This is a genomic window from Pelagovum pacificum (assembly GCF_016134045.1).
Classification (GTDB): domain Bacteria; phylum Pseudomonadota; class Alphaproteobacteria; order Rhodobacterales; family Rhodobacteraceae; genus Oceanicola; species Oceanicola pacificus_A.
In genome coordinates this window covers 1,594,715-1,608,499 of sequence record NZ_CP065915.1, presented here as the reverse complement: position 1 = coordinate 1,608,499, position 13,785 = coordinate 1,594,715, and the positions used below count along the sequence as shown (strand labels likewise).

Here is a 13,785-nt window from a genome sequence, read left to right as displayed (position 1 = left end):
ACCTCCAACGCTCTGGTCAAACCGGGGTGCTGCGTGCTTACCTATGGTCAATAATTTCGTCGGAGGTATTGCAATGCGCGCTCTGCTGGTCGCCCTTCTCGTCTGTCTTCTGCCGCTTGGCGCGGTCGCACAGACCCGTCCCAACACCATTCTCGTCATGGACGGGTCCGGCTCCATGTGGGGCCAGATCGAAGGTGTGAACAAGATCGTCATCGCCCGAGAGGTCGTCTCCGAGATCCTGTCGGACTTCCCGGAGGACCAGAACCTCGGCCTGACCGTCTACGGCCACCGAACGCGCGGGGATTGCAGCGATATCGAGACGGTCGTCGCGCCCGATATCGGCACCGCCTCGACCATCGTGGACGTCGTGAACGGCATCAACCCGCGCGGCAAGACGCCGATGACCGACGCGATCATCGCCGCCGCCGAGGCGCTGCGCTACACGGAGGAGAAGGCGACCGTCGTGCTGGTCTCCGACGGGATCGAGACCTGCAACCCCGATCCCTGCGCCGCCGCGCGGCTGCTGGAGCAATCGGGCATCGACTTCACGGCGCACGTCATCGGGTTCGACGTCGGCAACGAGCCTGATGCGATCGAACAGATGCAGTGTATCGCCGATGAGACCGGCGGCACCTTCACCACGGCCTCCAACGCCTCCGAGCTGACCGATGCGCTCTCCGTCGTGGTCGAGCCCGAACCGGTAAGCGCGCCCGTCACCTTCACCGCCGAACTTACCGACGGGACGCTCATCACCGATCCGGTGCTCTGGGACGTCACTGATGGCACCACCGCCTTTGCCGACGACGAGGGTGGCAACCCGCTCGAGATGGTGATGGAGGAAGGCAGCTACACCGCGACCGCCTACTGGACGGTGACCGAGACCGAGATGCAGACGACTTTCGAGATCGTCGATTCCGCGCCCGTCGATGTCACGCTCGTCTTCGAGATGCCCCTGCCCGCCGCCAGCCTGATGGCGCCGGAGACCGCCGTCGGCGGCTCGACCGTGATGGTCGAATGGGACGGCCCGAACGAGGGGCTCGACAATATCCAGGTCGCTCCGCTGGACGGCAGCTATTACGATTATTCCTACACCGAGCGCGGCAATCCGGTCGGCCTCGTCATGCCGCCACGCGCCGGTACGTTCGAACTGCGCTACGTGCTGCGCGACCGCGAGACGATCGCCACGCGCCTCATCACGCTCACCGAGCCGGAAATCGGCCTCGAGGCACCGGCCTCCGTTGTCGCCGGATCGTCCTTCGATGTCGGCTGGACCGGCCCGGACCAGGGCGGCGACAACGTCCAGATCGGCCCGGCGGAGGGCGGCTATTCCGACTATTCCTACACGCGTAACGGCAACCCCGTGTCGATCGTCGCACCCTCTGCCCCCGGCACGTACGAGTTGCGCTACCGCTTCCGCGACCGGGAGACGATCTACACCCAACCTATCGAGGTGACCGAGGTCGGCGCCCTGCTGACCGCACCCGAAAGTGCCGTTGCCGGCTCGACCATCCAGGTCGGCTGGGACGGCCCGGACTACGCCAACGACTATATCGGCGTCTCCGAACCCGCCGAGGACGGCTACGTGAATTATACCTACACGCGGGACGGCAACCCGGTCGACCTCGTCATGCCGACCGAAGCGGGCACCTATGAGCTGCGCTATTATCTGAACGAGGATCGCACGATCCTGGCCCGCAAGGCCATCGAGGTCACACCGATCGAAGCCACGCTCGAAGCGCCCGAAACGGCGGCGGCGGGCGAAACCGTGCAGGTCACCTGGACCGGGCCGGACTACGCCAACGACTACATCGGCGTCTCCGTCCCCACCGAAGACGGCTACGAGAACTACACCTACACGCGGGATGGAAGTCCGCTCGGGCTCGTCATGCCGACGGAAGCCGGCACCTACGAGATCCGGTATTACCTCAGCCAGGGCAGCCGGGTCATCGGCTCGACCACGATCGAGGTGACCGAGGTCGCCGCGGCACTGACTGCGCCCGACACGGCCGTGGCCGGGTCGACCATTCAGGTCGGCTGGGACGGACCGGACTATGCCAACGACTATATCGGCGTCTCCACGCCCGGCGAAGACGGCTACATCAACTACAGCTACACGCGCGACGGCAATCCGGTGGATCTTGTCCTGCCGGCGGAGCCCGGCTCCTACGAGCTGCGCTACTTCATGTCCCAGGATCAGCGAGTCATCGCGACGCGGCCGATCGAGGTCAGCGATACCGGCGCGATGCTGACCCTGCCGGAGACGGCCAAAGCCGGCGAGACGATCGACGTGGTCTGGGAAGGGCCGGATTATCCCAACGACTATATCGGGATTTACGAGGTCGGAGAGACGGGTGCCTCGATCAACTACACCCGCACCAGTCAGGGCAGTCCGCTGGCGCTCCAGATGCCGGCGGAGGCCGGCACCTACGAAGTGCGCTACGTGATCCAGCAGACCCGCCGGACGCTCGCCTCCGCCACCATCGAGGTCACCGACACCGAAGCCTCTCTCGTGCTGCCGGAGACGGCGCCCGTCGGGTCGACCATCCAGGTCGGCTGGGACGGGCCGGATTATCCCAATGACTTCATCGCGGTCTACGAGGTCGGCGCGACCGGCGCCTCGATCAACTACACCCGCACCAGCGCCGGCAATCCGCTCGAGCTGCTGATGCCGACAGAGACGGGCACCTACGAGGTCCGCTACGTGATGGATCAGGACCGCCGAGTCCTCGCCTCCACCACCATAGAGCTGACCAAGATCGGCGTGACCGTGACAGCGCCGGAAACAGCGCCGCTCGGCTCGACCGTGACGGTGGAATGGGACGGGCCGGATTACCCGAACGACTACATCGGCGTCTACGAGGTCGGCGCGACCGGCGGGTCCTTGAATTACACGCGGACCAGTCAGGGCAATCCGCTTGAGCTGCTGATGCCCGCCACCGAAGGCACCTACGAGATCCGCTACATGCTCGATCAGGACAGGCAGGTCGCGGCGAGCACGCAGATCACGCTCACGCCTGTGGCCGTCGCCCTCACCGCGCCGGACACGGCGGCGGCGGGTGCGACGATCCAGATCGGCTGGGATGGGCCCGACTACCCGAACGATTACATCGGCGTCTACGACGTCGGCGCGACCGGCGGGTCGATCAACTACACCCGGACCAGTGCCGGTAACCCGTTGAACCTGCTGCTGCCGCCGACACCGGGCGAGTTCGAGATCCGCTACATGATCGATCAGGACCGTACGGTCATGGCGACGCACCTCATCACGACGACCCCGCTCAAGGCGGAATTGTCGGCGGAGACCTCCGTGCCGCAGGGCGCGACCATCCCGGTGACGTGGGAAGGGCCTGACTATCCGAACGACTTCATCGGCGTCTACGAGGTCGGCGCGACGGGCGGCTCGATCAATTACGCCCGCACCAGCGCCGGCAACCCCGCGCAGCTGCTGATGCCCGCGCAGCCCGGCACCTACGAGATCCGCTATATGGTCGAACAGGACCGCACGCAGCTGAAATCGCTGACGGTCGAGGTGACGCCGCTCGATGTGCAGATCGTTGCCCCGCCCTCCGGCGCCGCAGGGTCGGAGCTGCCGGTCGGCTGGGACGGGCCGGACTACCCGAGCGACTACATCGGCCTCTACGAGGTGGGTGCGACGGGTGGGTCGCTGAGCTACACCCGCACCAGTCAGGGGAACCCGGTGATGATCCGCCTGCCCGATGAGCCGGGCGATTACGAGCTGCGCTACATGCTCGACCAGGACCGGACGATGCTGGCCACCATCCCCGTCACGGTCGAGTAGACAAAACAAAGCCCCCGTCACGGACGGGGGCTTTCACCAACTCTTCTGATTGTAGAGCCCGAGTTTACTCGGCAGCCTCGGGGGCCGAATCCGACCCGCCCTGCCCGTTATCGGACTGCGGCTGGTCCTTGCCGTCCTGGGACCCCTGCTGATCGGCCGCGGGCTTCTTGCGCGACCGGCTGCGGCGCGGCTTGGGCGCGGGCTGCTCTTCGCTGCGGGCCTCGGGGGTCTCGACCAGGCCGGAATTGTCGACGTCGGGCTGATCGCCGGCACCGGGATCGTTGCTGCGATCGTTGCCGTTGTCATTGCCCTGATCGTTGTTGGAGGCCTGCTCCTGCGCCTTCAGGCGCTCGTTCTTCTCGCGGTCACGCTCGGCCTGGCGTTCGCGGTTCTGCCGCTCCTGCTCTTCGCGCTTCTGATCCACTTCGCGCGTCGCCTCGGCGAGCAGGCGCGTATAATGTTCAGCGTGCTGGGCGAAGTTCTCGGCATCGACGCGGTCGCCGGCGAGCTGGGCGTCGCGGTGCAGCTGATTGTACTTGTCGATGATCTGCTGGGGCGTTCCCCGAACCTTGCCATCGGGACCGGAGCTGTCGAAGACCCGGTTTATGATGTTGCCGCCCGAGGGCCGGTTGCGGTTCTTGTTGCCCCGCGAGCGCGACTTGGATGATCTCATGAAACGTCCGTTCCGCCTGATGTTGCTTTGCCCGAACCCGGCGCGCCTCGTGCGCGTCACTCCTCAATGGGCCGGGGATGTTCTGGCGACTGATCGCGGGGAGGCCGTAATGGCCCGCTTCCCGTGATGGCATTGACTAAACACGCCGGGAGCCGCCTTTCAAGTGCAATTCGCCGGAATGTACGGCAAATGCGCGGCAACACGTGCCTTTTGGTCAGCTTTTGCGCCCGATGACGACTCGGTCGCGTCCGTCCAGGTCCTGCACGATGCGCACCGCGTCCAGACCCGCCTGCACCATCAGCGATGCCACCTGCACGCCCTGCTCCGGCCCGATCTCGACCAGGAGGCGGCCCTTCGGGGCAAGGTGGAGGTCCACCTCGTGAAGGATATCGCGGTAGGCCATCAGCCCGTCCGCCTCGTCCGTCAGCGCCATGCGCGGCTCATGGTCGCGCACGGTCGGGTCGAGTTCTTCCCACTCCGCTGCCGTGACATAGGGCGGGTTGGACACGATCAGGTCGAACCCGCCGAAATCCGGGTCGACCGCCTCGCCGAGCGGGTCGAACCAGCTGCCGGGCAGCAGGACTGCCCGTTCTTCCAGCCCCATGGCGTTGCGATTCCACCAGGCGACCTCGAACGCCTCCTGCGACAGTTCGGTGCCGACGCCCCAGACTTCGTGGTGGCCCATTGACCCAAGCTCTTCCAGCAGCGTCAGCAGGATACAGCCCGACCCGGTGCCGAGGTCGAGCACATTGCCGAACGGCTCCGCCAGCGCGGCCTCGATCAGCGTTTCCGTCTCGGGGCGCGGGTCCAGCACGTCGGGCGTAACGAGGAACTCGCGCCCGTAGAACATCCGCCGTCCGGTCAGATGCGACACCGGTTCGCGCGCCGCACGGCGGAGGATCAGGCTCTCGAAATCGGCGGCGAGCTGGTCCGAGACCGGCTCGGGCAGCATCAGCGTAAGCCGCGAACTCGGCACCTTCATTGCGTGGGCCAACAGACGGCGCGCATCGCGACCGGCATCCTCGATCCCGGCCTCGGTGAGCATTCGTGTCGCGGCGACAAGGACTTGCGTGCCGGTCTTCACCCGTTCATCTCCGCCAGCTGCCGCGCCTGCGTCTCAGAGGTCAGGGCGTCGATCACCTCGTCGAGGTCGCCGCCCATGATCTCGCCGAGCTTGTAGAGCGTCAGCCCGATACGGTGATCGGTCATCCGCCCCTGCGGGAAATTGTAGGTCCTGATCCGCTCGCTCCGGTCGCCGGAACCGACCTGCGCCTTGCGCGCGGCGGAGCGTTCGTCGCTCGCCCGCTGGCGTTCCATGTCGAACAGCCGCGTCTTGAGCACCTGCATCGCGATCTCGCGGTTGCGGTGCTGCGACTTCTCCGAGCTCGTCACGACGATCCCGGTCGGGATGTGGGTGATCCGCACGGCAGAATCGGTGGTGTTGACGTGCTGGCCGCCCGCCCCGCTCGCCCGCATCGTGTCGATGCGGATGTCATTCGGCGCGATCTCGATGTCGACATCCTCGGCTTCGGGCAGCACGGCGACCGTCGCGGCGGAGGTGTGGATCCGCCCGCCGCTCTCCGTCTCCGGCACACGCTGGACGCGGTGGACGCCGCTTTCGTACTTGAGCCGGGCGAAAACCCCCTCGCCCGCGACTCGCGCGGTCAGCTCTCGGATACCGCCGAGTTCGGTCACCTGCTCGTCGATGATCTCGAACCGCCAGCCCTTCGCCTCTGCATGGCGCTGGTACATCCGCAAGAGGTCGCCGGCGAACAGCGCCGCCTCTTCGCCACCAGTGCCGGGCCGGATCTCGATCATCGCGGGGCGTGCATCCGCCGCGTCGCGCGGCAGCAGTGCCAATTGCAGCGCCTGCTCGGCCTCCGGCAGTTCGGCCTTCAGGCGCGCCACTTCCTCTTCGGCGAGGTCACGCATCTCGGGATCGTCGAGCATCGCCTTCGCCTCGTCGAGCGACGCGCTCATCTCCCGCCAGCCGGCGATCTTCTCGACCACCGGTTTCAGCTCCGCATATTCGCGGGCGTAGGCGATCATGTCCTGCCCCGCCGCCCCCTCGGCCATGCGAGCCTCGAGGTACTGGAAACGGGCGGTGATCTGGTCGAGCGTGTCCTTCGGGATCATCCGCGTTCTGTTCCCCATCGGACGGGAGCGGTCAAGGGCCTGCGCCTTTGCCGGTCACTCGTCCTCGGGCGGGGCCTCCGGTGCAGCCACCTGCTCGAACCGGTCGTCCAGCCGGGCGACCCAGCCTTCGACCCGCGCGCGGTTCACGCCCCAGTCGCCCTTGCCATACTGGGCGCGGGCGTAAACCAGAAGCGTCGCACCGCCCTCGGCCCCGGTCGCCTCGACCGTGGTGTAGTCGGGAAAACCGGCGAAGCGCGTGCGCGTCTCGTAGGTGATGCGCCCGTCCGCGACGCTGCCGGCGACCCGCGTCGTCCGCGGCGTGGCAAGCGCGATCTCATCTAGCGCGGTCAGCAGCTCTTCCTCGGTCGCCACCCAGAAGGGCGCCGCTTCGTCGCCGCCGTCGGGCAGCAGAAGCCAGCCGTTCATGCGCGAGGGCTCCGCCCCCGTCGGGTCGACGTGCCAGCGGGCGGCATCGACCGGGGCCATTCGGACCCAGGCGAACAGCCCGACGATCGCGAGCAGGATGAGGATCAGGATATAGCGCATCAGAACTCCAGCTTTCCGCCCGTGTCAGGCGGGATCATTCCGTCTCTTGTTCCAAAGATATAGGCAGCAAAGCTCACTTGCCACGTGTGCGCCGGCCACGGCGGTCGCCCCGGTGGTGTCGTAGGGTGGTGAAACCTCCACCACGTCGCCTCCGACAAGCGCAATGCCCGCGAGGTCGCGCAGGATCGCTGCGGTCTGCCAGGACGCAAGTCCACCCCACACAGGCGTTCCGGTGCCCGGCGCGAACGCGGGGTCCAGCGCGTCGATGTCGAAGGTCAGGTAGCAGGGCGAGCCACGCACGATCTCGTGAATTCGCGCCGCCACCCAGTCCGCGCCCCGCTCGTGGCAGGTACGCGCGTCGATCTGGTTGAAGCCGCGCAGGTCTTCACACTCGGTCCGGATGCCGATTTGCACCGACGTCGCCGGGTCGATCAGGCCGAGCGACACGGCCTTGCCCATGAAGGTGCCGTGGTCGATGCGCCCCATGTCGTCGTCGGGCCAAAGGTCGGAATGCGCGTCGAACTGGATCACTGACAGCTTGCCATGCCTGGCGGCATGCGCCTTGAGCAGCGGCAGCGTGATCGAGTGGTCTCCGCCGAGGGTCACCAGTCCCGGCCCCTGCCCGATCAGATTTGCCGCGTGCGCCTCGATCAGGTCGGGCGTGCTTGCGACGTCGGCATAGTCGAACGCCATGTCGCCGGCGTCGGCGATCGCGAATTCCTCGAGCGGGCTGAACCCCCAGCCATAAGGCGGATCGCAGGGCAGCAGGGTGGACGCCTCACGGATCGCGCGCGGCCCGAAGCGCGTGCCGGGCCGGTGCGTCACGGCCTGGTCGAACGGAACGCCCGTAACGACGAGGTCACAGGCCGTGACGTCCTTGGCATAGCGCCGCCGCAGGAAGGACGTGGCGCCGCCGAAGACATTCTCGAAGGACAGGCCCCGGAAATCCTCCGCGACGAATGCCCGGTCCACCTCGGTCTTCGCATCTTCGAGCGCCATGCGGCTCCTCCCGTTCAGTCAGGTCTCCACTCGATATACCGTCCCGGGGGCGTGCGTCACCCCGGCCGGAGCGGCCTGCTCCGAATTCATCTGACTCCAAATACTCTGGCGACCGGCCCCTGACCCGCACGCCGTTCCGACCTGCGCGGCTCCCCGGCCACCGCGCACATTCGCATTGCCCTCGCCGACCTGCCGGGTAGCCTGCGCCGCATGACCGACCTGATCCACGACCCTCACGGGGGACTGCCCCGCCTGATCGAGATCATGCGCCGCCTGCGCGACCCGGAGACGGGCTGCCCCTGGGACATCGCGCAGGACTTCTCCACCATCGCCCCCTACACGATCGAAGAGGCCTACGAGGTCGCCGACGCGATCGAGCGAGAGGCCTGGGACGACTTGAAGGGCGAACTGGGCGACCTGCTGTTCCAGTCGGTTTTCCACGCACAGATGGCCTCCGAACGGGGTCTGTTCGATATCGGACAGGTGGCCGACACGATGTCGGACAAGATGATCGCCCGGCACCCGCATGTCTTCGGCGAGGAAAGCAACGCCAAGAGCCCCGAGCAGCAGACGCAGGACTGGGAGACGATCAAGGCGGCCGAACGCGCCTCCCGCGCGGAGACGCGGACGCTCGACGGCGTGGCGCTCGGCCTGCCGGCGCTGATGAGGGCGGTGAAGCTGCAGAAGCGCGCGGCACGGGTCGGGTTCGACTGGCCGGAAACCGGACAGGTGCTCGACAAGCTGGTCGAGGAAGCCGGTGAACTGGTCGAGGCGCGCGACAGCATGACGCCCGATGAGATCGAAGACGAGATGGGCGACATGTTGTTCGTGATGGCCAACCTCGCCCGGCATCTCGGCGTCGATCCCGAAGCGGCATTGCGCCGGACCAACGCGAAATTCACACGTCGTTTCAATGCGGTGGAAGACGCTCTTGAAGCGGACGGGCGCAAGCCGGGCGAGAGCACGCTGGACGAGATGGATGCGCTCTGGGAGGCGGCAAAACTCGCCGAACGCCGCAAGAGCCCTTGACCTGATTAAATTAGTCGGATTTACGATCCCCCAACTTCAGAAGGAGGATCCATGTCCCTGCGCCTTGCACTTCTCGCCGGCCTTGCCGCGACCCCGGCCCTTGCCGACGTGAACATCTACACCACGCGCCAGCCCGAGCTGATCCAGCCGGTGATCGACGCCTTCACCGAGGAGACCGGCATCGCCGTCAACCTCGCCTTCGTGCAGGACGGTCTGGTCGAACGGCTCGAGGCCGAGGGCGCGCGCTCCCCCGCCGACCTTGTGATGACCGTCGACATCGCCAACCTGAAGCAGATCGTCGACGCCGGCGTGCTGCAGCCCGTCGAAAGCGACATCCTGCACGACGCGGTGCCCGCCGAGCTGCGGTCGCCCGACGACCTCTGGTTCGCGCTGACCACCCGCGCCCGCATCGTCTATGCCAGCAAGGAGCGCGTCGCCGACGGCGAGGTGACGACCTACGAGGACCTCGCCTCCGACACGTGGGAGGGGCGCATCTGCACCCGCTCCGGCACGCACGACTACAACCTTGCGCTGCTCGCGGCGGTGATCGAGCATCACGGCGAAGACTATGCCCGGGACTGGGCCGCCGGCGTGAAGGACAACCTCGCCCGCAGCCCGCAGGGCAACGACCGCGCACAGGTCCGCGCCATCTGGGCCGGAGAGTGCGACATCAGCCTCGGCAACACCTACTACATGGGCCTCATGGTCAACGATCCCGAGCAGCAGGAATGGGCCGACTCGGTGCGCATCGTCTTCCCCGAGTTCGAAGAAGGCGGCACCCACGTGAACGTCTCCGGCATCGGCATGACCGCCGCCGCGCCCAACAAGGAAGAGGCGCAGCAGCTGATGGAATTCCTCGTCTCCCCCGAGGCGCAGGAGATTTATGCCGACGTGAACAACGAGTACCCCGTGCTTGACGGCGCGCCGCTGTCCGATCTGGTGGCGAGCTGGGGCGAGTTCACGGCCGACACTGTCGACCTCGCCAGCCTCGCAGATTATCGTGGAGCGGCGCTGCGGATCATGGAAGAAGTCGGCTTCGACAGCTGACCCCGGGAACCCCGGCAGGGTGCGAAGGTTTCAAGACATATGTCCGATTGTATTGAATTCGCCTTCGCTCTCGCCCGGGAGGGTGCGGAACGGCTGACCGGCACCGCCGAGGTCGCCCGCGCTCTCGAAGATCCGGAACCCGCCTGGGTCCATCTCGCCTACGATCACCCCGACACCGCCGGCTGGGTCGAACAGAACCTCGGCTACCTGCCGGCCAGCGTCCGCTCCGCGCTGCTGGCCGGCGAGACCCGTCCCCGTGCCACTGTGGTTGGGGACGGTGCGCTCGTGATCCTGCGCGGGGTGAACACCAACCCCGGACAGGAGCCCGAAGACATGGTGGCCGTCCGCCTCTGGGTGGAGGACGGGCGCGTGATCTCGGTCGGTCGCCGGCCCCTCGCCTCCCTTCGGCTGCTGGCCGACCGGGTCGGTGCGGGCAACGGGCCGCGCCGATCCGGCGCTCTGCTTTCGGAACTCATCGAAGAGCTGAACGTCCGGATCGACGATTACCTGATACAGCTCGACGACAGCGGCGATGCGCTGGAAGAGGCCGTGCTGCGCGATGCCGACCGCAAGCTGCGCGTCACGCTCACCGACATCCGGGGCGAACTGGTCGATGTGCGCCGCTTCCTCGTCCCTCAGCGCGAGGCCGTCGCCTACCTGTCCCGTTGCAACGCCGCCGTGTTACGCGACGAGGATCCGTTGCGACTGGCCGAAGCGCACGAACGGCTGATCCGCGCGGTGGAAGAAGCTGAAAGCCTGCGCGACCGGATGGTCGTCGTCTCGGACGAGCTCAACACCGCCCTGTCGGATGGCGTGAACCGCAACCTCTACATCCTGTCGCTCGTTTCGGCGATCTTCCTGCCACTCGGTACGCTGACTGGCCTGATGGGCGTGAACCTTGCGGGGATGCCGGGGGCAAGCTGGGAACCGGCCTTCTGGGTGTTCTCCGCGATCCTGCTGGTCATCGTGGCGCTGCTGGTGCTGATCCTGCGATTGATGCGGTGGTTCTGAGGGCGCCGCCTGCCGTCGCGAGCCGCTCAACCGGCAGATCCCGCCGACCCCAAATTTTCGCCGAAAATTTGATAATGCGCGACGGGTTAAGAAATCGTTGAAGCGACCGGGGTGGATAGGGAATGTTCTAGCGAAAGCCACCCCGCACCGTCACATCAGGTCGGGCAGATCGCACTCCATAGTCCGGTTGAGCTGACAGCACAGCGCCCGCGCCGCCGGCCCGTAGGGCCCTTCGAAACAGGCCGCCCCGCGCACGGCGCCCGCCCCCGCAGGTGAGAACTGAACGCCCAGATCGCCAGCCGCTGTCCGGCTGATCCGGGACAGGTTGTCGAGCGTCAGTGCCGCGCGACCCGACGACATCGGCCTCGGCGCGACATGGACATTGACCAGCGGCACCGCCTCCAGCGCCGACAGGCGCGGCCCCTCCGGCGTCATGTGAAAGTAGGCTTTGCCGAGCAGCCCGTAATCCTGCCCGACCGGCAGGCCGTCCCGCACCGCACCGCCGACGAACAGCAGGTTGCCGAGCGAATAGAAGATCGCCCGCCCCTGCTCCGGCTCCGCCTCGACGCCGCGCACGATATGCGGATGATGCCCGAGCACGAGGTTCACGCCGGCTTCTTCCACGGCGCGACGGAAGAATTCGCGCTGTCCCCATTCGAGCGGCACGCTGTTCTCCAGCCCGTCGTGGATCGACAGGATCTTGAGGTCCGCATCGGCGTCGCGCAGCCCGGCAAGCACGGCCTCGCGGTGTGCTTCGAGCCGCATCGACACCATGCCGGGCCGGTCCGCACCGGGCACGAAGCTTGTCGTGCCGATCCCGATCGCGGAGAAGGCCACCCGGATGCCGCCATACTCGGCGATCCGGGGGGCGAAGGCGTCCGCTTCGGTCCCGACACCGTGGTAGAGCAAAGGCGCCTCGGCCCGGTCCTCGGACTGGAAGAAGGCCAGCGTCGCGGCGAGCCCCGGCCAGCCGTGATCGAACGCGTGGTTGTTCGCCAGTGAGAAGGCGTTCACGCCGAGGTCCATCAGGTGGCGGAAGTTGTCGGGGTGGCTGCGGAAGACAAAGGTCTTGCCCTGCTGAACGCCATCGCGGTCGGACACCACCGTTTCCACATTGACGAAATTCACGTCGCCAGAGAACTCCCCGGCAATGAATTCCGTCGTCGTGTCAATGCTGTAGGAGCCATACTTGAACACACGGTCGGAGCGCGGCGTGGCGCGGGACTGGGCGAAGTTCACGTCTCCGCCGAAGGTCACGACGAATTCCTGCGCCTGAAGCGGCAGGGCGAGACAGTAGAACAGAAGGACGAGCCGGATCACTGGAGGCTGACCTCCATCGCGCTCTGCGCGGCGGGGGCGCCCGTGCAGGCCATGCGGGGCATCATCGCGCGCCCCGGCACCAGGCGTTCGATCAGCTGGTGCGACGGCAGCGCGGCGTCGGCGATCCCTTCGGGGTCGGCGACGATCAGCTGGCGGCCGTATTGCGTGCGGGCCATGCGCATCGCGACCCACCCCGCGTTGCCGACAGCCGCATTGACGGTCAGCGCCCGGCCGAGGTCGCCGCCCGGACGCGCGCGGCAGAGTTCCAGCCAGGCCAGCATCCCCGTCTGGCGCGGCAAGTTCACCTGCCCGGACACGAAGTTGCCGGTCGAGTAGATGACCGGCACGTTGCCCGCCGGCCCCTGCAGGATCTCCCACGACTGAACGACGTGGGGGTGTGTGCCGATCACGGCGGAGGCTCCGGCCGCGACCAGCTCGGCGGCGAGCTGTCGGTCGGTGGAGGCCGGGCGCTCCGTATATTCGATGCCCCAGTGGGGCATCACGATCACCCCCGCGGTGTCGGCGCGGCTCGCGTGGGCGCGCACCAGTCCGAGCAGAGCCTCACGCTCGCGGTAGCAGTGCAGCACCTGCGAATTCGGATCCCCGATCCCGTTCGTCGAGAAGGTGCAGGCGATGAAGATCAGCCGCCCGATCCGCGTGTTCACCGCATGGGAAAAGTCCCGCGGCGCGCCGGCCCGTACCGTGCCGACGAAGGGAAGCCCCGCGGCTTCGAGCTGGGCGATCGTCATGTCCGCCCCTGCCGAGAACCGGTCGAGCGCATGGTTGTTCGCGGTCGTGACGAGATCGACCCCCGCCTCCTTCAGCGCCTGCAGGACGACCGGGTTGTAGTTGAACATCGGGTAGCTGGTGTAGACCGTTCCGTCGAACACCGCGCCCGGATCCGCGCGCTGTCCGCCGCCTCGCGTCATGCCAGGCGCAATCGGCCCCTCGAGGTTTGCAATGGCGAGGTCGGCCATCCGCAGGAACGGGACCGCCTCCCCCCAGAGGGTGTGGAAGCCGCTTGCATACCCCTGCCGTTGCAGCGGCTGGTGCAACAGGACGTCCCCGACGACGGCGACGTTGTAGCGCGTGCCGTCCGCGCAAGCGTTGATCGGCGGCGGCGTGGCCGTGAAAACGGCTCGGCAGGATTGGTATTGCGCCGAAGCAGCGTTCGCCGCGATGGACAGCAAAAGGACGAGGAAGAGGCGCAGCGCCCGCATCGCCC

At 67.0% G+C, this 13,785-nt stretch carries 11 protein-coding genes; 4 read left to right on the top strand and 7 right to left on the bottom strand.

Annotated features, from left to right (window positions below):
• Window positions 1-73: 73 nt before the first annotated feature.
• Entirely contained in the window at window positions 74-3,799 is a 3,726-nt protein-coding gene (locus tag I8N54_RS07940; protein ID WP_197097459.1) for a VWA domain-containing protein, read from the top strand.
• A gap of 64 nt (window positions 3,800-3,863) precedes the next feature.
• Here the strand turns inward: I8N54_RS07940 and I8N54_RS07935 are convergent, their stop codons facing one another.
• The 5 genes from I8N54_RS07935 to speB all read right to left on the bottom strand — a co-directional run bounded on the left by I8N54_RS07935 (window position 3,864) and on the right by speB (window position 8,153).
• The gene (locus I8N54_RS07935; RefSeq protein ID WP_140193076.1) at window positions 3,864-4,472 is read right to left on the bottom strand and encodes a DUF4167 domain-containing protein; all 609 of its coding nucleotides are present in this window, start codon (window positions 4,470-4,472) and stop codon (window positions 3,864-3,866) included.
• Between the two features lie 214 nt (window positions 4,473-4,686).
• Window positions 4,687-5,556 (bottom strand): peptide chain release factor N(5)-glutamine methyltransferase, encoded by an 870-nt coding sequence (prmC, locus tag I8N54_RS07930; protein ID WP_140193077.1) that lies wholly within the window; start codon window positions 5,554-5,556, stop codon window positions 4,687-4,689.
• Complete coding sequence (gene prfA / locus I8N54_RS07925; RefSeq protein ID WP_140195546.1) at window positions 5,553-6,608, bottom strand: peptide chain release factor 1; 1,056 nt, start codon at window positions 6,606-6,608, stop codon at window positions 5,553-5,555. Before prfA ends, prmC begins: the two co-directional genes overlap by 4 nt.
• A 54-nt stretch (window positions 6,609-6,662) precedes the next feature.
• Window positions 6,663-7,154: a DUF1499 domain-containing protein gene (locus I8N54_RS07920; RefSeq protein WP_140193078.1), complete on the bottom strand. Its 492-nt coding sequence runs from the start codon at window positions 7,152-7,154 to the stop codon at window positions 6,663-6,665.
• 24 nt (window positions 7,155-7,178) lie between these two features.
• A complete protein-coding gene (gene speB, locus I8N54_RS07915; RefSeq protein ID WP_140193079.1) occupies window positions 7,179-8,153 on the bottom strand; it encodes an agmatinase in 975 nt (324 codons plus the stop codon).
• A 210-nt stretch (window positions 8,154-8,363) separates the two neighbouring features.
• Between speB and mazG the strand changes: the two genes are divergently transcribed.
• Genes mazG through I8N54_RS07900 form a run of 3 tightly spaced genes read left to right on the top strand, consistent with a single transcriptional unit; the run spans window position 8,364 to window position 11,240 of the window.
• Window positions 8,364-9,182, top strand: coding sequence for a nucleoside triphosphate pyrophosphohydrolase (mazG, locus tag I8N54_RS07910; protein WP_140193080.1), 819 nt, complete (start codon window positions 8,364-8,366; stop codon window positions 9,180-9,182).
• 51 nt (window positions 9,183-9,233) lie between these two features.
• The gene (locus I8N54_RS07905; RefSeq protein ID WP_140193081.1) at window positions 9,234-10,229 is read left to right on the top strand and encodes a Fe(3+) ABC transporter substrate-binding protein; all 996 of its coding nucleotides are present in this window, start codon (window positions 9,234-9,236) and stop codon (window positions 10,227-10,229) included.
• Window positions 10,230-10,268: 39 nt separating this feature from the next.
• Window positions 10,269-11,240, top strand: a complete 972-nt coding sequence (locus I8N54_RS07900; protein WP_140193082.1) for a zinc transporter ZntB — start codon at window positions 10,269-10,271, stop codon at window positions 11,238-11,240.
• 150 nt (window positions 11,241-11,390) lie between these two features.
• Here the strand turns inward: I8N54_RS07900 and I8N54_RS07895 are convergent, their stop codons facing one another.
• Window positions 11,391-12,560 carry a CapA family protein gene (locus I8N54_RS07895; RefSeq protein ID WP_197097460.1) on the bottom strand — a complete coding sequence of 390 codons (1,170 nt, stop codon included), beginning with the start codon at window positions 12,558-12,560 and terminating at the stop codon, window positions 11,391-11,393.
• On the bottom strand, window positions 12,557-13,780 hold the full coding sequence (locus I8N54_RS07890; protein ID WP_140193084.1) for a CapA family protein: 1,224 nt from the start codon (window positions 13,778-13,780) through the stop codon (window positions 12,557-12,559). The genes I8N54_RS07895 and I8N54_RS07890 overlap by 4 nt, the downstream gene beginning before the upstream one ends.
• Window positions 13,781-13,785 lie beyond the last annotated feature (5 nt).

Bases quoted from the DNA above. Each gene is read 5' to 3' on its own strand.
- I8N54_RS07940 (WP_197097459.1), top strand. From the start codon at position 74: ATGCGCGCTCTGCTGGTCGCCCTTCTCGTCTGTCTTCTGCCGCTTGGC.
- I8N54_RS07935 (WP_140193076.1), bottom strand. From the start codon at position 4,472: ATGAGATCATCCAAGTCGCGCTCGCGGGGCAACAAGAACCGCAACCGG.
- prfA (WP_140195546.1), bottom strand. From the start codon at position 6,608: ATGATCCCGAAGGACACGCTCGACCAGATCACCGCCCGTTTCCAGTAC.
- I8N54_RS07920 (WP_140193078.1), bottom strand. From the start codon at position 7,154: ATGCGCTATATCCTGATCCTCATCCTGCTCGCGATCGTCGGGCTGTTC.
- speB (WP_140193079.1), bottom strand. From the start codon at position 8,153: ATGGCGCTCGAAGATGCGAAGACCGAGGTGGACCGGGCATTCGTCGCG.
- mazG (WP_140193080.1), top strand. From the start codon at position 8,364: ATGACCGACCTGATCCACGACCCTCACGGGGGACTGCCCCGCCTGATC.
- I8N54_RS07905 (WP_140193081.1), top strand. From the start codon at position 9,234: ATGTCCCTGCGCCTTGCACTTCTCGCCGGCCTTGCCGCGACCCCGGCC.
- I8N54_RS07900 (WP_140193082.1), top strand. From the start codon at position 10,269: ATGTCCGATTGTATTGAATTCGCCTTCGCTCTCGCCCGGGAGGGTGCG.
- I8N54_RS07890 (WP_140193084.1), bottom strand. From the start codon at position 13,780: ATGCGGGCGCTGCGCCTCTTCCTCGTCCTTTTGCTGTCCATCGCGGCG.